Origin of the sequence: Bacteroides pyogenes DSM 20611 = JCM 6294, from assembly GCF_000428105.1 — a bacterium.
GTDB lineage: Bacteria > Bacteroidota > Bacteroidia > Bacteroidales > Bacteroidaceae > Bacteroides > Bacteroides pyogenes.
This window is the reverse complement of the sequence record NZ_ATZH01000008.1, coordinates 44,060-63,633: the sequence shown is the minus strand read 5'-3', so window position 1 is coordinate 63,633 and position 19,574 is coordinate 44,060. Positions and strand designations below refer to the sequence as shown.

Annotated in this window: 20 protein-coding genes; 1 reads left to right on the top strand and 19 read right to left on the bottom strand. The window is 47.3% G+C overall.

The features are described 5' to 3' along the window. Positions 1 to 2 precede the first annotated feature (2 nt). The 6 genes from C234_RS0101175 to C234_RS0101150 are packed head-to-tail and all read right to left on the bottom strand — an operon-like array spanning position 3 to position 7,020. Entirely contained in the window at positions 3 to 1,007 is a 1,005-nt protein-coding gene (locus C234_RS0101175) for a virulence RhuM family protein (protein WP_027324256.1), read from the bottom strand. Between the two features lie 21 nt (positions 1,008 to 1,028). Next, positions 1,029 to 2,231 (bottom strand): restriction endonuclease subunit S, encoded by a 1,203-nt coding sequence (locus C234_RS0101170; RefSeq protein ID WP_051290109.1) that lies wholly within the window; start codon positions 2,229 to 2,231, stop codon positions 1,029 to 1,031. 3 nt (positions 2,232 to 2,234) lie between these two features. Then, positions 2,235 to 3,110, bottom strand: a complete 876-nt coding sequence (gene fic, locus C234_RS0101165) for a protein adenylyltransferase Fic (RefSeq protein ID WP_027324254.1) — start codon at positions 3,108 to 3,110, stop codon at positions 2,235 to 2,237. A gap of 7 nt (positions 3,111 to 3,117) precedes the next feature. Then, positions 3,118 to 5,697: a type I restriction-modification system subunit M gene (locus tag C234_RS0101160; protein ID WP_027324253.1), complete on the bottom strand. Its 2,580-nt coding sequence runs from the start codon at positions 5,695 to 5,697 to the stop codon at positions 3,118 to 3,120. Positions 5,698 to 5,730: 33 nt separating this feature from the next. Continuing rightward, positions 5,731 to 6,765: a helix-turn-helix transcriptional regulator gene (locus C234_RS0101155; protein WP_027324252.1), complete on the bottom strand. Its 1,035-nt coding sequence runs from the start codon at positions 6,763 to 6,765 to the stop codon at positions 5,731 to 5,733. A 24-nt stretch (positions 6,766 to 6,789) separates the two neighbouring features. Next, positions 6,790 to 7,020, bottom strand: coding sequence for a helix-turn-helix domain-containing protein (locus tag C234_RS0101150; RefSeq protein WP_027324251.1), 231 nt, complete (start codon positions 7,018 to 7,020; stop codon positions 6,790 to 6,792). 256 nt (positions 7,021 to 7,276) lie between these two features. On the opposite strand from C234_RS0101150, the gene C234_RS0101140 reads away from it, so the two are divergent. Beyond that, a complete protein-coding gene (locus C234_RS0101140; protein WP_027324250.1) occupies positions 7,277 to 8,164 on the top strand; it encodes a 2'-5' RNA ligase family protein in 888 nt (295 codons plus the stop codon). Between the two features lie 229 nt (positions 8,165 to 8,393). Here C234_RS0101140 and C234_RS0101130 read toward each other — a convergent pair whose 3' ends face one another. The 13 genes from C234_RS0101130 to C234_RS0101070 all read right to left on the bottom strand — a co-directional run bounded on the left by C234_RS0101130 (position 8,394) and on the right by C234_RS0101070 (position 19,560). Continuing rightward, complete coding sequence (locus C234_RS0101130) at positions 8,394 to 8,771, bottom strand: hypothetical protein (protein ID WP_148295107.1); 378 nt, start codon at positions 8,769 to 8,771, stop codon at positions 8,394 to 8,396. 140 nt (positions 8,772 to 8,911) lie between these two features. Beyond that, positions 8,912 to 9,445 (bottom strand): glycoside hydrolase family protein, encoded by a 534-nt coding sequence (locus C234_RS0101125; protein ID WP_027324248.1) that lies wholly within the window; start codon positions 9,443 to 9,445, stop codon positions 8,912 to 8,914. A gap of 17 nt (positions 9,446 to 9,462) precedes the next feature. Next, on the bottom strand, positions 9,463 to 10,098 hold the full coding sequence (locus tag C234_RS16665; RefSeq protein ID WP_051290108.1) for a DUF4134 family protein: 636 nt from the start codon (positions 10,096 to 10,098) through the stop codon (positions 9,463 to 9,465). A gap of 24 nt (positions 10,099 to 10,122) precedes the next feature. Continuing rightward, positions 10,123 to 12,312, bottom strand: coding sequence for a type IV secretory system conjugative DNA transfer family protein (locus tag C234_RS0101115; RefSeq protein WP_027324247.1), 2,190 nt, complete (start codon positions 12,310 to 12,312; stop codon positions 10,123 to 10,125). Positions 12,313 to 12,393: 81 nt separating this feature from the next. Beyond that, on the bottom strand, positions 12,394 to 13,263 hold the full coding sequence (locus C234_RS0101110; RefSeq protein WP_248596464.1) for a fimbrillin family protein: 870 nt from the start codon (positions 13,261 to 13,263) through the stop codon (positions 12,394 to 12,396). A gap of 99 nt (positions 13,264 to 13,362) precedes the next feature. After that, positions 13,363 to 14,010: an Lcl C-terminal domain-containing protein gene (locus C234_RS0101105; RefSeq protein WP_051290107.1), complete on the bottom strand. Its 648-nt coding sequence runs from the start codon at positions 14,008 to 14,010 to the stop codon at positions 13,363 to 13,365. A 5-nt stretch (positions 14,011 to 14,015) separates the two neighbouring features. Continuing rightward, entirely contained in the window at positions 14,016 to 14,531 is a 516-nt protein-coding gene (locus C234_RS0101100; RefSeq protein WP_027324244.1) for a hypothetical protein, read from the bottom strand. A 4-nt stretch (positions 14,532 to 14,535) separates the two neighbouring features. Further along, positions 14,536 to 15,387: a conjugative transposon protein TraN gene (gene traN, locus C234_RS0101095; protein ID WP_027324243.1), complete on the bottom strand. Its 852-nt coding sequence runs from the start codon at positions 15,385 to 15,387 to the stop codon at positions 14,536 to 14,538. A 30-nt stretch (positions 15,388 to 15,417) separates the two neighbouring features. Continuing rightward, positions 15,418 to 16,611 (bottom strand): conjugative transposon protein TraM, encoded by a 1,194-nt coding sequence (gene traM, locus C234_RS0101090; protein WP_027324242.1) that lies wholly within the window; start codon positions 16,609 to 16,611, stop codon positions 15,418 to 15,420. Next, positions 16,589 to 17,011, bottom strand: a complete 423-nt coding sequence (locus C234_RS0101085; RefSeq protein ID WP_027324241.1) for a hypothetical protein — start codon at positions 17,009 to 17,011, stop codon at positions 16,589 to 16,591. The genes traM and C234_RS0101085 overlap by 23 nt, the downstream gene beginning before the upstream one ends. Before the next feature lie 2 nt (positions 17,012 to 17,013). Continuing rightward, entirely contained in the window at positions 17,014 to 17,628 is a 615-nt protein-coding gene (gene traK / locus C234_RS0101080) for a conjugative transposon protein TraK (RefSeq protein ID WP_027324240.1), read from the bottom strand. Positions 17,629 to 17,649: 21 nt separating this feature from the next. Next, positions 17,650 to 18,780, bottom strand: coding sequence for a hypothetical protein (locus C234_RS0101075; protein WP_027324239.1), 1,131 nt, complete (start codon positions 18,778 to 18,780; stop codon positions 17,650 to 17,652). Positions 18,781 to 18,786: 6 nt separating this feature from the next. Next, positions 18,787 to 19,560: a DUF5045 domain-containing protein gene (locus C234_RS0101070; RefSeq protein ID WP_248596463.1), complete on the bottom strand. Its 774-nt coding sequence runs from the start codon at positions 19,558 to 19,560 to the stop codon at positions 18,787 to 18,789. Positions 19,561 to 19,574 lie beyond the last annotated feature (14 nt).

Sequence of the window (19,574 nt, the reverse complement as noted above, 5' to 3'; positions counted from 1 at the left end):
TGTCATTGATTTCCCAGCATTCCTCTGATTTCCTTGTCGAAGTCAGAGTCTATGCGTTGGGTTCTGTTGAAGATGTCATATTCATTCTCCGCCTTCTGCTTGGCTTCGGCTGCAGAGATTTTTCCTTTGTCGGGCAATATCTGGTATCGGCGGAACGCAAGAAACTCGTTCACGCTGGCAGAGAACTGCTCCATGTTGAATGTGTTTTCACGCTCAATGAGGTCTTCTATATAGTCGAAGAACCCCGTTACGGCACGCTCTAACTGCCGTATCTCTTTCTCCTGCAAGTAGTTTTTTGCAATACTGACATCCGATTTCAGGATACGTCCGTCGGGTGCATTCTTCCAGGTGGTCAGTCCCATGTGCTCTTTCGTGTGGTCTGCCTTGGTATAGACAATCTCCGCTGCCGTCTGTCCCGTGATGGCATAGTGGAAGCGGTTCTGTATCATGGCATAGAAATCCCGTGTAGTAGGGGCGTTTTTGTCATAGTCCGTACTGCATTCGGCATAGATGTCGGTTATCTGTTGCCAGATGCGTCGTTCGCTGGCACGGATGGAGCGCACACGTTCCAGCAGTTCGCGGAAGTAGTCTTTGCCAAAGACAGCTGTCCCTTGCTTCAGCCGCTCATCGTCCATCACGAATCCTTTCTTGATATACTCATGCAGAATCTTCGTTGCCCATTGGCGGAAGCGTGTGGCTTTCAATGAAGAGACGCGATAGCCCACGGCAATGATGGCATCGAGGGAATAGAACTCCACCTCTTCATTCACACTACCTCTAAAGCCTCTGTTCACGACTATTTCCATTTTGGAAACTGTCGTAGTTCTATCCAACTCTCCTTCTTCGAAAATATGCCCTAAATGTTTACTGATAGCAGGCACACCCACCCCGAAGAGCTGTGCCATTGCTTTTTGGGTACACCAAAGCGTTTCGTCCTTGATGACCACCTGCACCTTGCCCTCTTCATCGGGGAGGCTATATAACAGAAATTGTATCTCTTTGCTCATCGTATGCTTCTTTATTACAAGTTACACAAACATGTTGTCCAAGCAAGCCGCCTTGATTTGCTTCAGCTTCTCCAGCCGTTGGCTCTGGAGGGTGATTTGGCGGTCGAGATTGGTGAAGTAGGAGGCAATGGCGCGTTGTTCGGCTATAGATGGTAATACAATATTCAAATCATTGATGACTTGACGATCAAGACGTGGAACGCTTGACCCTCTCACATTCTTTTTGATTTCACTATTCTTATTGAGTAACATGCGGTAAAGATAGGATTTATCTAATTTGACACTATCACAAAAATATGCACAATCATCTGCTGCCCAAAAATCCTTATCACAGAATCCAATCAAACCAGCGGAACCGCCTATAATAACAAATGGATTGTTTGATTCAACATTATAGCGGTTATAATACCCCATTGGATAATCTGTATTTTGGTAAACCGGGTATAAACCATGGTCGCTCAAATTTTTACGTGTAACTCTAATGCCTCTTTTTACTGACGTTACTTTCCCGATAGTGGTTTCTTCCCACTCCCCTTCAAATCCCTTGAATCTCACACGTGGAGTAGTTTCTCCTTCCTGTGGGAACATGGACTGCAAACTTGCCGCCTTCACCTGCTTCAGCGACTCAATCTTCTTTGTGGTCGATTGGATAAGGACATCGAGGTGGTGGAAGTAAGAGGCTACAGATTGTTGCTCATTCTTATCGATAGGAGAACTTATCTCTGTTTGAGAGATTGCTTTCTTTGATATGCTCGAAATCTTTGTACCTTGGATATGAGGCAGAAGCTGGTCATGATAAGCATTAGAGTTTAAATAATATCCAAGATACATGGGGGCAAAGTCTTTCTTTGGGCGACAAGCAATAGTATGAAGCCCAGAAACAATAGCATCATTTTTATTTGCAATAACCTCAGAACATTTACCCACAGTATTATCCTCTGCTGCATCTGCAAAGATAACATCGCCATTCTTTATAGCGCATGACTGATGTAACTTCTTCGCAACTTCTTCGTCTTTAACAAATGTCTCAACTTCTTTGATTACATCAACACATTCACCATATTTGATTAGCACATCTCCATAGTGGATATTCATAACTTCACCACTATCTGACAACTCAGCTCTTGAGAGAGAGTTGTTTTTGAGAGAGTCGAATGTTTCAGAGAATGGCGTTTCTTCCCACTCCCCACTAAATCCTTTAAATCTAATCTTAGGCTCTTTCATTGTTCAATCCTCCTGCTCATAATAATATGAATAATCAATACCCTTCATGAACATCTCGCGACTACCAGTGTCGTTGGTTACCGCCTGATGGAGCAGTTGCTTGATGCGTGAGGCATCTGCCACACTCTGTCTCATTGCCTCCAAATAATCATACTTACCTATCTTGCTCCAGTCGATGCAACATTGATGGCGTGTTTTTAGCATCAGGTCGAGCCAAATACGTGTGCTGCGACCATTGCCCTCCATGAAAGGATGCGCTACATTCATCTCCACATATTTATCGAACACCTCATCGAGGCTATTCTCTGGCATACGCTCAATCAGTTCCAACTGTTGGGGTAGGTATTGGGCAAGGCAGAATGTAAAGCCACCCTTCGAGATGGTCTTTGTGCGTATCTGTCCGGCAAAGTCATACAGTCCTCCGAAGAGATAGTTATGTATTTGTTGCAAACCTTTCACTGTCCCCTCTGGAATAGAGTCTATCAGTTTGCTCTCAAACAGGGTGTAAGCCTTCTTCCTACTCTGTCCGTCGATGGTGTTGTCGCTATATGTAAGCCAATCAAGAAATGCTGTCGCCTTCTGGTTGGGCATAGACTTTGCAAGACTGGACACCCCCTGTGCATCAAGCGTGTCGGTGAGACGCAACTTGCCATCTGGTGCCAACAGTTTCAACTGGTGAGTGACACTAACCAGTTCATTCCCGTCCTTCTTGAGCTTTGTCTTCAGATACTTCCAGTAATTGCGTGTCTTGGTATAGTCGTCTTGTTCGTTGATGGCACCGATTACATCAAGCACGGAGAAGTACCATTGACCTTTCTCTTCGTCCCATATAGCACGCACTTCCCGGTCGTTATAAAACCTAATAGATACCTTGTTCATTTGCTTGTCACTGTTGTTTGATTAACGCTTCCAGTCCCTTTATGGCAAATGCGTCGCCCGTGAGCTGGCTCACCAATTGGGAGAACTCTTCGTTAGCTTGAGCAACCTCGTCGTCAATCTGCTGATAGCTGACGGCATATTTCTGGCTGAGGGCAAGGGCAGCGGTTTCGAGGGCAGAGAGCACAGCCGTGAGCGAACCGTTGATGCCCTGGCATACGGGCACTATCCACTTCCGGTGCAGGAAATCGGCAATCTCCTCATCGGTGAGGTGCTCAATGGCTTGGATGGTCTTCTCCTTCAAGGCAAGTCTGTCGGCCTTGATTTGTTTGTTGGTTTTCGTCTGCTCGTCCCACAGTGCCACCATCTGCTTGAGCTTCGCCTTGGTCTCTGCTTCCACATCCGCTTTGGGCTTGGCATCGGCCGTTATCTTCTTCTTGTCGAGCGCATTCTCCTTCTCGCTGTCACAATAGACTTCCAGTTCCTCTTCGGTGAAGCTGTCGCGCACCTCTTCCACCTCACTGTCGATGGCTTCCACCCTCGACTGCAGGGCAGCGATGGCATCCAAATCAGTCTGGAACTTCACCTGCTGCACCAGTTCAAATGGAATGATGCGCCCCTTCAGTCCGTCGGGCACTTCCACGTCCTCGTCGTTCTTCTTCACCAACTTGTAGGCGGTCTCCACCGTGCGGACGGCATCCATGCCTTCTTCCTGAATGGTCTCTATGTCGCTGATGATAGCCTGCCACTGGTCGGCCAAGGCCTGATAGGCGGCATACTTGTCAACGAGCGGGATGTCGGCCAGACGATGGAAGATGTCGGTGGCTATCTCGTCCTGTGCCTGTAGCTCATGCACCTGCATCACGTTGTCAATGAGCACACGATGCAGGCGGTCTGCAAAGCCATGGAACGCTTCGGAGAATTGCATGGTGAACCGCTCCACATCCGTATTCTGCTCAATGGCCGTCTTCACATCCTCCACCTTCAGGTCGGCATAAGGCTTGTCGGCATGAGGCTTGAAGAGGTCGCTGCGGAGCGAAGGAAAAGCGTCCCAATACTTCTGCAGGGCGTCAATTTCTGTGTTGGGAATGCCTCCAAACATGGTGGCGTAGATGTCGTAATGTTCTGCCGCCTCGCTCGAATCCACATAGCGAGGGATGTTGAGGTTATAGCCATTGCTGCGTATCTCTTCACGACTCACCTTCTTGGAGAAGCCCGTGATGTCCTTACGGTCGCGCACGGTGTCGGCAATCTTCTTGATGTCGCAGGCACGAAGACGGTTCTGCTTGCCGTCTTTCACGAATCCCTTGCTGGCATCGATGATGAGCACATCGTCCTGCTCACGATGTTGCTTCAACACCATGATGAGCGTAGGAATGCCTGTGCCGAAGAAGATGTTGGCTGGAAGACCGATGATGGCATCGATATTGTTTTTCTCTATGAGGTTGGTGCGGATTTGCTCCTCCTCGCCTCCACGGAACAGCACGCCGTGAGGCAATACGATGGTCAGAATGCCATCGGGTTTCAGGTGATGAAGCTCATGGAGCAGGAAGGCATAGTCTGCCTTCGACTTGGGAGCCACGCCATAGTCTTTGAAACGGGCGTCGTTCTCACGGTCTCTCGGATCCCATTGCTGCGAGTAGGGAGGGTTGCTGACCACGGCATCCACATAAAGCGGCTGACCTGTCTCGCTGCCCATTTTCTGCACTGGCCAGTCCTCGTCGAGCGAGTCAGCACAACGTGTGTTGATGTTGCTGGGCTGTATGCCACGCATCACCAAGTTCATACGAGTGAGGTTGTAGGTATTCTCCTTCAACTCCTGGGCATAGTATTTCACACGGTTCTTGTCGGCTATGTGTCGTCCTACCGACTTACCTATGGTTATAAGCAGTGAACCAGAACCGGAGGTCGGATCATAGATTTCTATCTGCCGCTTCTCCTTGTGGTGCTCCGCCACAATCTCCGACATGAGGATGGCCACCTCATGGGGCGTATAGAACTCACCCGCTTTCTTTCCTGCATTGGCTGCGAAGTTGCCGATGAGATATTCATAGACATAGCCCAGCACATCATAGTCTTGCGAACCGTCGGTGGGTATGTCCTTGATGAGCTTGATGAGGTCTTTCAGTGCGCGTGTCTGGCTGGCAGGGTTCTCTCCAAGTTTGCTAAGACCAGCCTGCAAGGTTTTGAAGATACCGTCATATACAGCCTTATAGTTTGAGCTGACCAGTCGGTCGAAAGAGTTGAGGGCCACAGAGAGGTCGGCCACGGTAAAGCTGCTGTCGGGCAACAGCCAAGTGGAGAATAGGTTTTTGTATTCAATGAAATAGCCGATGTTGTTCTTGCAATAGTCGATGATGACCTTTGAATCCTCATCCTCGTAGTTCTCCACAAGGCTCTCCAAGGCAGCTTGTTTATCATCATCCGATGCCCCCTTCATGTCCTTCAGGATATAGTTCACCTCATTGTCTGACAGGAACTTGTAGAAGATGAGACCAAGAATATAGTCTTTATATTCGTTGGCATCAATCTTCGAGCGCATCTTGTTCGCCGATGCCCATATCTTGTTTGCTAACTGTTGCTTATTCATATTTCACTTGTTCATAATTGTTTTGGTGCAAAATTACAGCCCTTCTGTGCAATCTAACTTCACAGACATGTATTTTTGCATGTTGAATATGATTTTTTCTTTGATTTCATTCCTGTACCATGCTGGTTCAAGCACTTCAACATCTGGAAAGAATGAAAAGATTCTGGATGTAAGTTCATTGTTAGGACGAACATCAATCTGCAAAATACATTCTTCCTCAGAAAGGACTTTTTGGCTCTGATGGATAGGTTTCGAAACGACATAGGGAAATCTTCCTTTCTCAAATTTCAGCACGATGTGCTCAACTTTCGTATTCTCTGGGACAGTCACGCCTATTACATCGTCAAAATAGGTCTTGAAATTGATGGTGGTATTAGGGATGAATGTTGAGTCAGAGAGTGACAGCTTCACTATTCTGTCCAATGCGCGGTTCGCTATTCTGTCACCGTGAGTGGACTGCTCCAACCCAAACAAAAACCAACGGTTGTTGAATTCCTTGACATGGTAAGGGTGAATAGTCACTGTTTTCTCGTTTCCCTTGTAGCTACGATACTCAATCAATAGGGGCTGGTGATTGACAGTTGCATCAATGATAGTGGTTAGATGTTCCAATCCCTGTAACTGCTCATTCTGGTCAAAAGCGATATAGTCACCCTTGTTCGCCTTAACACCAAATCTGTATTCAAGATTTGAAATCACTTCTTCCAGCCATGCGTTACCAGGGATGCCTCTGAAACGTCCGAGCATCTCTATGGTAGTACGAAGTTTTTCGACTTCCTCGTTACTCAAATCACTGTTGAAAATGGAAAAGTCTGGATCGGAATAACGATAGTAGCATTTCTTTCCGTCATAAGGAATAGCTTCGATAGGAGCATCATAAAACACTCTATCTTTCATGTATGATATATCAGCCCGAATTTGACGAAGGCTGACAGTCTTTCCATATATATCAAGAAAAGCCTCATTGACTTTGTCAAGAAGCTCATCGATGTCATAATAGTGATGGCGGTCACTGAAACATCTGTCTAATATTCTATAACGCAATAGCGCATTCTTATTTACCGGCATATAAAACTAATTGTGTGTTTAGAGTTATGGCTGGTTCTTTAGAATGGTAGAATCATCCATTCTAACCAATTCGCCAATATCGCATTTTAAGGCCTTGGCTATCTCAATAAGGCTCTCCAGATTGGGCTGCGAGGTGTTTGTTACCCATCTTGATATTGTTGCAGTGTCCTTGTGCAACATCTCACTTAATTCTTTATTGGAGACCATACGCTCTGCCATGACTACCTTGATTCTGTTTAAGGGCTTTGTTTCCATGTAACCTCTAATTATATTTATACGTTGCAAAATTACATAATTTTGCTGAGAAAACCAGTGATTTAGGTACTAAAAATTCATTTTGTCTGCAAAATAATTGATTTCTATATCAATTTATCTATGATTTTACGTAATTTTGTGGACGTAAGACACAGAATAACGGTAAAGAATAATAAACACCGAGTCCTTTTCTGTGCAGATAGAGTTCACAAATTGATAGTATTTTTGCAGTCTGGAAACTTTATGCTTATCGTACATGGAGATAAAAAGCTATATTGAAATCAAGGTGCCGTTTACCTATCAGACAGATTGTTTTGATAGACTCAGACACCGATTAGAAGGTCTGCCTATTCATTGGCAACTTGGTTATTATCATATAACAATGGCCTTTATAGACGAGACACATTGTGTTGATGATATAAAACACATCACTTGCAAATACTTTGCTAATATTCCACCGATAGAAATTACTTTTGATAAGTTTGGCGTATTCACTACACATTCGGGGATGCACATCATTCATCTCGCTGCAAGCAATATCCCTGAAGAGTTACTATCGCTAAACAAGAAAATCCGAGAGGAAATCATCAATACAGGTTCTGCAATATATTCGGACTTTTATCTTCATGTAACTTTGGGAAGAATTAAGAGCGAAGGTATAGTATTAGATGATATTCGCCGTCTGGTTGATGAAGTAAAGATTCAACCCTATACAGTCTATCTTAGGGAAGTTGTATATAGGTATTTTAGAGGGTCTATCATCAACACAATCATTCTGAAAGGGAACAGCAAATCTTCTAAGACAAATGTCCAAGAAGAGGGCGGTGTACATAGACAACCTGCTTTATTGCAAGAATATGCTTCTCTATGCAAATACTACCATGGTGAACTATCTTGTCCTAAAGAATGGGAGAACGGCATCAAGGGGAAATTCTGGCATGGAGAAATGATGTTCTGCACCAACCATATCAATATGGATATGTGGGCAGAACAAGCGCAGGAGGTAATCGTGAAGCTGAAAGGTAAGAAGCTAAAGTTCGCGAAGTCGATGCCTTTGCATCAGTTTGGGTTGGTTCTCTATATTGAGACACTGTTTAGCAAGTGGTGTCCATACGATGATATGTCTTGGATATTTGAGTATTAGCCCTCCTGCCCAGCAGAACGCTTGATGAAGTGCTCACACTGTGGATCTTTCAGGAAGATGCAATACCGACCTCCTTGCTGTTTATACTTGCAACGACATAGGATAAGATGGCCATCCAGAGCTTTGCTATGCCAGTCATAGCTGTTGGCACAGTCCTTACATTGATAGACGATAGCTGGTTGGAGCGTTTGCTGTCTTCTTTTCTTTGGTCTTGGCATCGTGAAATGTCTTAGCGTTTGAATCCTATATGCTTTTCTCTTTGTAGAAGGTTATCACTCATGGCGAATGATAACACCATGGCATTGCCCAATGCTTCGGCAGCTGCTTTCGCTGTAGCTCCTGTATCTACCACATTGTCGATAAGGCAGGGAATGCGGCCAGCAGGCAGTTCTCTTATCTGATGAAATCCCATTTCTCGACCAGAGAGCAGATGTCCTCTTTGCTTTGCCTCGTACTGTGATTCATGCTCTCTGCCTCGTAAGGCATCTACGAAAGGGAGACAAGTATAAGACGAGAGGGCTTGTGCCAAACGTAGGGTCTGGTCTGCGACTCCATGATGACCGGGAATTGGAACAAGGACAACATGGGCTGGTACGAGGGGTGCCATTCTCCTTGCAGCATAGTCAATGGCATCAGTGTCCCCCTCCTTTATACTATGGGCTATCCACTGGTTGATACCATCGTAGTATCTGCCAGTGGATAGGAAAGTGATGCCGCCTGATACGGCTTTTATGGGTTCATTTTCTGTCATGGGATGAAAAGCAGCATGAGTTCAATATATCGTCGTCGCTCGATGGAGGGGACTCTTTTTCCTCTCCATCGGCAATACTTTACATAGTCATCTCTGATATTCCTGTCACCGGCTTCCAGCTTTTTCAAGACCGTACTCTTTGGGTATTTGCCCTTGCAGCCAAGGACCTTATAAGGACCGATGTTGTAAGCCAATGCAGCAAGAAGCAGAGAGTCCTGACCGTATGAGCGGAACATGGCACAGAGTTCTCTGAGGTCTTTCCGCAGCAGGTCTTCCGCTTCCCTTGCAGTCATATTGGAGGAGTATTTCTCTCCTGGGCGTAGTTTGTGTCCATATCCGACATATGGATAATCTTTCTTGCGGTGTAGCCCTTCATAGAACCTGATACAGCAAACCGCTCGCTCGAAGGGGGATAGTTCAAAGAGCGTTTTTGATGCTGCCTCGTTTCGCTCGGTAGGTGTCTGTGGTTGGGCATTGACCAATAAACTTATTGAAATCAGAGCGATAATACTGATAATCTTTAGTCTCATTATGTGTTTGACGTATCTTAGTTTTGCGGCAGGCTGCCTGCCATGGCAATCATTTGGTCGTAAGTGCTCTGAGAGATATTTCCATGACGGAACTCATTGTTGATATAGTCAAGTGTACGCCCATAAGTGCCAGTGACACCAGAACCCATGTGGTTGTAGATGTCCATAAGACTGTTGGCGATGTCCATATTCGAGCCTGGAGGGAAGGTTAACCAGTTGCCCGCCTTGTCAGACAATGGTGGAATGGTTGTGATGATGCCACTTTGGGAAATGCCACCCTTGTCTGTTGTAAGGAAGCCATTGGATGAGCCTCCTGCTCCGTTCATAGCGATGTCGGAGCCGTTGCCCACAGAATATGACTCATAGCCAAAGAACTGAGGTAAGGAGATAGCCATGCAGACAAAACAAAGGCAGCTGCCCACACTCGTGACAATTCGCTTTGAAACCTGTTGCGGTGAGGTCTGCATAGCCATATATACGGACGCTGCACCGACAATGGCTATAAGTGCCGCAATGACATAACAAAGACCTTGAATGAACGGCACATAACTGTAGATGCCGTCCGATGCTCCCAATAATGCTTCCGAGCCTGTCTGTGCGAAACCCGGTATGGCTAATGCATGGGTAGCCGTTATCATGAATAACTTCTTCATATATAATCTGTTTTTCGTTGTTTACTAAGTCTTTACCTTAAACATCAAAATGGTTTTTATCATTTCCTTGACATCAGCATTGACGCTTACGAAATTCTGATACAGGATGCGTTCCTTGGCATCCTTCGATGGGAAGGTGTAGAACTTCGGTATCTTGTAATGCTCGTAGTCTGCCTCCTCCTTGGCAATCTCCTTCATGTCAAAGTCTGTCTTGCAATAGAACTTCGAGGTCTGGAACTCTGCTGACTCCTGGATATTCATGCTGTCACCCCGACCGGTCTTGGTCTTGATGAAGTCACGGGCTGCCTGACCGCATATCCAGCCTGTCGGCATATCGGAGATTTTACTTGCAGGAACGAGGCTGTCCATATTCTCATTGAGATTGATGGAGGTCTTATCCCTGTCGATAGTGACACCCTTTTTGAGTTGGACGACCTTGCCGAAGATGTCATTGCTGAGCCATTCCAAGGTTTCCTTTGCTCTTGCTGAACCGCTCACCACATTACCAACAGTGGTGATGACCTTCTGCATACCCACCTTGCCATAATCGGATTCAAGCTGTGGCAGTTCTTGGAAGCCTAATGCCACACTGACCTTGTTGCTTCTGGCTGTGCCAATAAGTCTGTCAATCTTATGGAAATACAAGGTCGGCAACTCATCGACGATAATGCTGACAGGCACGTTCTTGCCCTGACCTGTATTCACTCTTGTCACAAGGCGGTTGAGGATAAGGGCATTGAGGGCACCGATGATGCTCTCCATCTCTGGGTCGTTGGCAATGAGCAGGTAACTGGGGTTCTTCGGGTCGCTCACCTTCAGGTCAAAGTCATCACCATCCTTGTGGAATACCCAGTACGACTCCTTGGTGGCGAGACGAGAGGTATAGACACGCAGCGTACCAATCATACCTTCCAACTGCTCCATGGCATTGTTCTTCATGGCAGTCTGGAACGGACCAAGCAACGGGGCAACCTCTGGGTCGGTCTCCAACACCTCAAAGATGACCTTGTAGTCCTGGTTGAGGAAAGAAAGGATATGGGGCATGTCGCTATATTTGCCAAGCCAGTAGGCAGCTTCCACCTCCCTGCCTGTATGGTCAAAGACACGTCCTGTAGGCTTCTGGATGAAAGTCTTGGGGTCGGTGGTCATCTCTGCAATAAGGGCATTGCCATCCTTGTCGTATGGCACTTTCTTGTAGTTCACGAAGAAATAGATGCAGGCAGCCAGGAAGTTGACGGCAGATGTCTGGAAGAACTGGTCACTGCCACCTCCACCTTCCTTCTTGCCTTTCTGCAATGACTCCAGGAGCGTTTCAGCCGTCTCGCTGGCAGCTGCAAGATTGCCAATGTATTTCTGCTGGATAGGATTGACACGTCGTGAGTACTCTACATCCACAAAGTTGATGATATTGAACTTGCATCCGTCAGGAAGGTTGCCTGCTTTCTGGTTGATTTTATAATGGTAGTAGAGTTTCTGCGCAAGGGTGGGAAACTTGTAATCATACACCACCATGGCAAAGCCTTTCTTGCTGTGCTGACGGATGAACGGCTCGATGATGGAGAAGGTCTTACCCGAACCTGGCGTGCCGACCACCCACGTGCCACGGAACGGATTGACGATGTTCACCCATCCCCTGCGGAACTTGCCCTTGTAGTAGTACCTCATGGGGATGTTCACGCTGTACTTGTTCTCCTGCAGCTCCTGACATTGCTCAAAGCTTTCATTCTCAAAGTTGAATCGGTCTTTCAACAGCCCTTCCTTCAGGAATTTGGAGATATTGTCAAGAGCCACATGGATGCAGACTGTACCCAGGATAGAGGCTGCCATATAGAGCCAGATGTTCAGCGTGATGGTGTAGAACCGTGTGTCCATTCGATGACCGAAGAGCCAGATAGACAATATGGTAACAAAGAGTCCGCCGACCAAAGGATATAAGACCTGTCTGCGTGCATCGAACTCCAAATGTTTCTTGTTGCGCGTACCAATGCAGGTGATGCAGATAAGCAGTATGGTGGCTATCTTGCTCCAGACAAGGTTGCCGTCATGGTATATCATCCATCGTTTGATGCGACCGTGTATGTCTGTAACCAACCCACCAAGGAAGTCCAACTGTTCCGGCTCCAGTGCGTAGGCGAAGAACTCCATTAGGATGGAGACGTAAATCACCGCCCTGAATATCTTGTAAAACCCCTGTAACTCTTTGCTTTCTTCCATTTACTTTACTATGATGTTGGGTAATAATTAGAAAAGGAAGAAGGATGCCACGGTGGACACCCTCCAATCCTCTTTTAAGTTTTATTCGTAGCCGTTGATGGTCTTCTCAGACTCTACTGTCCACGGAGAGATAGTTGCTGATATAACCTCCAGGGTGTTACGCACAGGCTTCAATGAATAGCTGTAGGAATGACCTGCTTTCCACGTGTCGTTTGTGAGGAATACAAAGTTCTCCCCATTACTCAGTTGCAATGTCATGTCCGGCATAACCTGTGCAGGAACATAAAGCGTATATTCCATGTGGTCACTTTGAGGGTCGCCGAAATAATAGGTCGTCACAGACTCGTCACTGCATTCCACCTTTCCGGTCTTGATATTGAAAGTACCGCTGTCAAAATAACCGATGAATGTGAGTAGGCTTCCTGCAAAATCGTTGGTGGTGAAACCGTATTCGGGTGAGGTATAGACCTTGATGATGACACGCACCATCTGATGGGTGAAGTTCAATGTAAGGCTCGGACTGGCGTATGATGCCGTCCCACTGGCAAACAGGAAATCATTGACCTTCTGCTCACTCTGTACTGCTGCTTCCGGCACTTGGAACTCTATGATGTCGTTAGTAGGATTTGCCATGTAAGGATAGTAGGCATTGAAGGTGTGGGTGTCTGTGTCCTTAAACCACACGGTGCTGGCACCGAGAAACTGGTTGGTGCTGCCACTTCGAGTGAACTTCATGTTGTCCATCATCCCTGTGGAGGAGATGCCAATCATGTCATTAGCTTCCCACTGGTTGTCCACAGCTCGTGTCGATACGGCTGGGTGCAGCATCTCCAGGTTGGTAAACACCTGTAGCTGCTTGGATGATGTACTGTCGGTCACAACCACCGAACCACCTCCGCCTGGCAGGTAGATCTCATTGACGATGTCTTGGTCACAGGACGTGAGGAGCATGGCTCCAAGTCCCAACATAAGAAACAAATTCTTTTTCATTGCTTGTAATTTTTGATGTTAAACATTAAGATGAATTATTATATTACTATGACTTAGTAATCAATTGTTTAGTGTGATAATTGGGCGTATCTTGTGTGGCTGTGTCTTGGGCGTTTCCTGTATTGCGCCACTTCCAAGAGAATAGAGCCATGCCTTGGCTGTTTCCTGCCCCTGTACCTCTGTCGATGTCCAATACCAGCAGAGGTCTGCGTCATCAGGTATCGGTGTCCCTCCACACTTTTCAATCAGCGGGTTGACAGACTTCTTGACACTAAAGAGCAGACGCATCTGTGCCACAGAGGGGATATAGGCACTCTGCCGGTATGCCCACATATCAATGACCATACTTGCAGCAGGTGAAGTGCCCGTGGAATACATGGCGTGGGTGTTGCTATTACCATCGTAGGCCATAAGGTCTGCGGATGTTTTGTGTGTGATGCCGAGAGAGTCTGAATAGGCCAAGGTGGCAAAGTCGTCAAGATATACCGCATAGCCATTTCCTTCCACATCCTCGTTGTGGTTGACGTAGAAGACAACGGCAATAGGTGTCTTGTGTAACGAATCTACATCCTCATAGCGCACAATGGCACCGTCAGTGCAGACAATGTCACCTATCTTCATCGCTGTATCAGGAAAGTCCATATGCGCGTCACATGAGGCGAAAACGGCTGCTATGACGGCAGTAAACATGAAATGGATTATCTTCATCGCTATTATTTCTTTAGGGTTGGTATCTTGAATCCTATCACTATGCCTGTCCTGAACAGGTCTTCTCGCTTGGGAAGGGTCAGGTCGCATTTGGCTTGCACAAACAATCCCCAACCATGGCGGAGGGCGAAGTTGTGCTCGTAGCCGACATGAATACCTCCAACGAACTTGTCGGTATTGCTGCCTGCACTGGCTCCGATACGCAGATTGCCGTAGTTGTTGCGACCTCTTGTGACACAGGGCTTGTAGGCGGCACCGATGCCCCATGTGCGGTAGTTGTTCCAGAAAGACTCTGGGCAGACATGACCGCAGGAAGCACATTCGTCCCATTTCAGGTAGGCATTGAAGAAGTACTCCCATGCATTATGGTAACGGGTCTCATGCTCCCATGCGAGTGTTGCGTCAAGTCCTCGCTCGTACAATGCTCCTACACCAAGGCTGATACGGTCGCTATGGCTTTGGGCAAACGACGCGACTGTCATGCATAGCCCCATCATCAATGATAATATGTATCTCTTCATAGTCCTATTCCTCCCTTATTAAGCATGAATTGAACGAGTCTGCATAAAGGACATCCTCGTAGTCGATGTCTAAGCAGATGGTGCGTCCGCTTATCTGCTTCTCAGAAATCTCAATGGTCAGCACCTTGTCATTGGGGAAGGTCATCTTCTTCAAGACAATGACGTTGCGGTAGCCATATTTGAAGCTTCCGGACTGGTCAAGCATCATGGCAGGAGTCAGCTCAACCATCTGCGCATTGGTGGCTTTTGACATCTTCTTGTCATTGAGCTTGACACGTATCTCGTCGATGTCGAAGCGGATATTGGTGCGATTCTCAATACTGAAATCCAGGAAGAAGTATTCGCCTACGGAATAGATGTTGTTCAGACGCATGGTCATCCGATGCTGCCTTGTGCTCACATTCCGTATTCTTGCCGGGGAGTTCCATATCTTTCGGGCATATTTTGTCATTTCCTCAGTACTCATGGAAACAGAAGGATTATGGTACGGAATCTTCTCATGCGGCTGTATCTGCTTGTCGGTGACTGCCTCCTGCAGGCGTGTAGTATAGATGAGCGCATACTGGGTGCGGTAACGCTCCGTCACGATGGTAACAATGGCAAGGATGTCCCCGTCGGCATGAACATCGGCTCCCTCCTTTGGTTTGAGCCTGATGGTGTTGTTGATGGGTTGGTCTCCAACGACGGCATCCGTGGAGATGTCAACGAAGCGCACAGGCTCGGATGCAGTGATGACCGTGGTGACATTCTCATTGATGGTGAGCTGCTCCATCTCCTGATAGGTCTGCTGAGCCAAAGAGGGGAGAGCTGCCAGAGCGCATACAGCTAATGCGCCAATTCTTTTGATAGTCTTCATATTCATTTGTTCTTTTGTTTATGCTCGGTGTTATTTGTCCTTTTTGTTTGAACGGGAGTTGATCAGGTACACGAACGTGCCGTATTTCAGCTTGGCATTATTCTTCTTGATGGCTTTGCTGATGGCATTGCTGGTCTTCTGCACGGCATTGGTGATGGTCTGCGCTCCCCAAGTGGCGAGGCTGTTGCCTGACGTGGTGGAACTGTTGGTGAGACTGGAGGTGTTGCTCAATGCACCGCTGCCCACATCCTTCGTGGTCTCCCGGAACTGACTGCTCGGTACATAAAGACCTTCCAGTCCATCAGTGTCATACAGGGCGAGGCTGACCTTGATGATGTCATTGTCAACCATGATGCTCTGCACATTGCCCTTCACACGCTGTGAACCGAATCCGCTCATTGTAGCATATAGGTATGAGCCTTTGGGCACGACAACGTCATTGATTTCGATGTCGTCAAGCAGACGGAGCCTGACTCTTGACCCATCAACAGCCTTGATATTCTCATCTATGATAGCCTTGATAAGGCTGGTTTCCTTGTCGTTGTCACAGAGGGTGTTGAAGTAGTCGGAGGTGACCTTCACCTTCTTCACAACCTCCTGTGGCTCATCATCGTCGGTTTTCTTCTTGTCAGAGGCTTCAACTTTTCCTTCTCTTTGTCCAGCATCAGCAGTGTCTGTTGCAGCTGGCATCATAGATTGCTGCGCTTGGAGCCTTGCCTGGGCAATGGCACGGTTGAGCTCATCCATGGCTTCCTGTTCACGTTGCTTGCTGCGTGCTATGCGGTCTTCCTCGGATGGTGAACCTCCTTGGGCGATTTCCTGACCTTTCTGTGCGCTCTCCTGTAGCTGTCTCTGCATCTCAACGAGCTTCGCGGCTTCCTGTGCTTCGAGTTGCTCACGTTCTTCATCGGTGTACTTGGATTCGTACTCTTCACGGGTGTCTTCTTCATTGCGTTCAATGTTTCCTAATGCTGAATAATCATCTATCTTTCCGTATGATTTGAGCATACTCTCATACTTGTTGCCAATGCCATCGCCCTTCATCTTTGCCTCAGGCAGGTCAGGGTTGAGGTACTCGGTCGTTGCAAGACCATCAGGAATCTCAGCCTTCTCCGTGTGGAAAAGGTCTATGACAAAGTAACCGACGAACAGCAGGGGAAAGTAGATGATAAGCGGAATCATATACTTCGGCTGCTTCCAGTTAATCTTCTTCAGTGCATCCATTGTTTTCTGTATTTTGGTTATTGTTCTTTTGATTATCTCTGTTCATGACTGGCAGTATGGTGTGGGCATTGCTGATGGCTGTATTGACCTTCTTGCGTCTCTGCTGCATCAGATGCTCCTGCCTCTCCGTGGCACTTTGGGTGGACTGCTGATGATTGTACACCACGACCATCCTGTAGATGTTGAATCCGAAACTGAGCAGGATAAACCCAAAGACAAGGGCAAGGAACAGTCGTTTGTGATTGTTGGCAAACTGCTGCACCTTGATGGCTAACACATCGAGTTTGAGAGTGCGTGCGAACTTGCGACCGGCCTTGACCTCTTCCTCGTACCTCTGGCGGTACTTTGGATCATCCTTGTCAGGCATCTTTTCTCCGACGAGCATTTTCTTCCATCCCATAATCAGTACGTCAATTTGGTTTTCTGTTCTATATCCTTATTGAGAAGCGTTCTCCAGTTGGTGATGAGCAGGCCATGAGGGTTGTTGTCCGTCCTGGGAACACGTTTGAGCTGTCCTGCCGTGACAAGCTCTCGGGTAAGGATGCTTGTTCGTCTCTCAATACGCTGGCGGCCATAGTAGGTGAACTCCATCTTCTCTTTGTCGAAGTTGATGCTGTCGCAAAAGATGCTGAACACGGCACTCGTACCCATGATATTGGAATAGAAGCCTTTCTCCTTCAACGTGTTGTACTGGGCAAGACCTGTCTCATCAACCAGATACATGGCTTTGTCCATGGTGTATTTGATGTACTTGTCGTCAGGAGCCAGGGTGAAGAAATAGTGGTGGAACATCTCCACATGGGACTTGGCTTCCACATCGAGAGTCTCCTCCATGGTGCTTCGCTGGACAAGGATGGGCACATTGCCATCCAACACATATACTTTCTGATGGGCATCGGACACCATTACCTTGGCTGTCCAAATGCTGGAGATACTGATGATGATACAGCCCAGAAGGAAGAGGGAGCAGATAATCAAAACCAGCTTGATCTTGTTTTCGAGATTCTTGATAACCATATTTTCAATCGCTTTTCTTGTTTATATCACTTTGTTTATCATGCCCTGGGTGGACATCTTGGCTTGCTGTGCCACACCTTCACCGAAGTTACGGGTAGAGAATGCCGTATCACCCTCTGGTATCATCCATGCGGCAAGGTCGGGCACGAGGTTCAGGCACTTCAAAGCCACGATGCTCGCTGCCATGAGGTAGCCGGCAGAGAAGAAGGAGTTCTGAAGGTAGGCTGCCATGGTCTGCTCGCTCTCCGTGATGGCTGTGAGGTTCTCCACCTGTATGCAGAGCACGATGTCAAAGAGCAGCAGGACATAGAAACCGACGAAGTACAACATGGCACCGTAGAAATGCACCGTCAGATAGCGTATCAGCCACTTAGCCCATGCACCTTCCCATTTCGGTAAAAGAGAAAACGCCCATTGTATTGGACCGAAAATGGTGAGCATACCCAGTAATATCTGCTGGCAATAGATGGTTGCCCACCAACCGATACGGAAGACAATCAAGGCGATGAGCATGATGATCTTGTCAATGCCTACTACAGCTCCTGCGGTCAGTGATGTGAACCAAAGCCTTGAAGCGTCTGTTTCCATATTCGTCACTTCATCTACACCTGCCTGTTCCATGGTGGACTCTATGAGGTTAGGGTCAGATGTTCCCGAATGGGCTACATCCGCCTGTGCCTGCAAAGAGGTGTAAAGGGTGTCTCTGGTGTAGATAAGTTCCTGTACCTCCTCAAATTTGTCCTCAATCTGTGCTGACTCTGCTTCATACAGGTCATGGGTGTATGAGCCTATGCAGTTGGGGATATACGAGAGGAAATCAAGTACACACCAGTCGCTGCCTCCTTCGGTAATGCCTGTATCAGCAGGTGGGTACCACCAACAGAGTATGACACTGACCACAAGGGGCTTGAAGAGTTTCATGATGTCGATAGGCTCATGCTTCACCATCATCTTATAGGCCATGCTGCCAGCAACAATGATGGAGAACAATGCGGCCAGTGCCATACACATCTGTAATATCCACCAGAATGGACCTTGTGAGCCTGTGAATGTGGCATCACATAGGAACTCGTTGGTCTGGAATATCACATCATCAATCTCCTGTTCGAGGATATTGATACCGAAATCCGAGAGGATATTTGAATCTGCCATATATCGTTATCTTTCTACTATGTTTTCTGAATCATCATTGTCTTCGTCACCAGTGTTGCCTCCAGCGTTTCTGCGTCCGGCATCACGCCACCTTTCCTGTGCTGCCAAGGCGTGGGCTGCCACGTTGCTGCGTCTGTCAAGCCGTGCTGCCAGGAGGGACGATGTCTTACCCTTGTTGCTCAACTGTACCAGGAAGGAGACAAGGGTCTCGTTTTGCTGGGATATGTCGGCATAGATGGCGAGGTACTGTCTCTTCCTCTGTGCGTTGGGCATATAGGCATCCTGTGTCACCTTGATGGCGGTTTTGTACATATTGCAGTATTCCTCCCATCGGGACTTGTCTGCCAACGAACCTCCTGCACCAACGATGCGGTTGATGTTTGCCTCGAAGGCTGTGAGCTTGTCCGTTATCTTGTTCCCCTCGGCAAGCCAGGCGATGTCTATCTGGCGGTCTGCCACATTGAGGGCTTCAATTTCTGCTCTCTGGGTAAGGTAAGTCTTGATGCTGTCTGCAACATCTACCTGCTGATAGGACGACACTCCTGCCAGCGACCTGAAGCCCAGCTTGTTCTTCCGAGCTGCGCTCTTCTGATAGCTGTTGTGGAACACATCATAGTAGAAGGCTGGGGTCAGCCCTCCTACACCAATCTCCTGAACCGTTATCTGGTTCATCTTGGTGGCATCGTGGTTGTAGGTCACATAACTCTGTGCTGATGAGTTAAGGCATAACATCATCATACCTACAAAAGACGCTGAACGTAAAAGTGTTATCTCAAACATATTCTTCTTTTGTT

Coding starts and splice junctions, on each gene's coding strand:
- C234_RS0101150 (WP_027324251.1), bottom strand. CDS start 7,020: ATGGAAACAAAGCCCTTAAACAGAATCAAGGTAGTCATGGCAGAGCGT.
- C234_RS0101160 (WP_027324253.1), bottom strand. CDS start 5,697: ATGAATAAGCAACAGTTAGCAAACAAGATATGGGCATCGGCGAACAAG.
- C234_RS0101085 (WP_027324241.1), bottom strand. CDS start 17,011: ATGGGATGGAAGAAAATGCTCGTCGGAGAAAAGATGCCTGACAAGGAT.
- fic (WP_027324254.1), bottom strand. CDS start 3,110: ATGAACAAGGTATCTATTAGGTTTTATAACGACCGGGAAGTGCGTGCT.
- C234_RS0101125 (WP_027324248.1), bottom strand. CDS start 9,445: ATGAGACTAAAGATTATCAGTATTATCGCTCTGATTTCAATAAGTTTA.
- C234_RS0101100 (WP_027324244.1), bottom strand. CDS start 14,531: ATGAAGAGATACATATTATCATTGATGATGGGGCTATGCATGACAGTC.
- C234_RS0101175 (WP_027324256.1), bottom strand. CDS start 1,007: ATGAGCAAAGAGATACAATTTCTGTTATATAGCCTCCCCGATGAAGAG.
- C234_RS0101170 (WP_051290109.1), bottom strand. CDS start 2,231: ATGAAAGAGCCTAAGATTAGATTTAAAGGATTTAGTGGGGAGTGGGAA.
- C234_RS0101105 (WP_051290107.1), bottom strand. CDS start 14,010: ATGAAGATAATCCATTTCATGTTTACTGCCGTCATAGCAGCCGTTTTC.
- C234_RS0101140 (WP_027324250.1), top strand. CDS start 7,277: ATGGAGATAAAAAGCTATATTGAAATCAAGGTGCCGTTTACCTATCAG.
- C234_RS0101130 (WP_148295107.1), bottom strand. CDS start 8,771: ATGGCACCCCTCGTACCAGCCCATGTTGTCCTTGTTCCAATTCCCGGT.
- C234_RS0101115 (WP_027324247.1), bottom strand. CDS start 12,312: ATGGAAGAAAGCAAAGAGTTACAGGGGTTTTACAAGATATTCAGGGCG.
- C234_RS0101155 (WP_027324252.1), bottom strand. CDS start 6,765: ATGCCGGTAAATAAGAATGCGCTATTGCGTTATAGAATATTAGACAGA.
- traN (WP_027324243.1), bottom strand. CDS start 15,387: ATGAAGACTATCAAAAGAATTGGCGCATTAGCTGTATGCGCTCTGGCA.
- C234_RS0101070 (WP_248596463.1), bottom strand. CDS start 19,560: ATGTTTGAGATAACACTTTTACGTTCAGCGTCTTTTGTAGGTATGATG.
- C234_RS0101110 (WP_248596464.1), bottom strand. CDS start 13,263: ATGCTCCTCACGTCCTGTGACCAAGACATCGTCAATGAGATCTACCTG.
- traK (WP_027324240.1), bottom strand. CDS start 17,628: ATGGTTATCAAGAATCTCGAAAACAAGATCAAGCTGGTTTTGATTATC.
- C234_RS16665 (WP_051290108.1), bottom strand. CDS start 10,098: ATGAAGAAGTTATTCATGATAACGGCTACCCATGCATTAGCCATACCG.
- traM (WP_027324242.1), bottom strand. CDS start 16,611: ATGGATGCACTGAAGAAGATTAACTGGAAGCAGCCGAAGTATATGATT.
- C234_RS0101075 (WP_027324239.1), bottom strand. CDS start 18,780: ATGGCAGATTCAAATATCCTCTCGGATTTCGGTATCAATATCCTCGAA.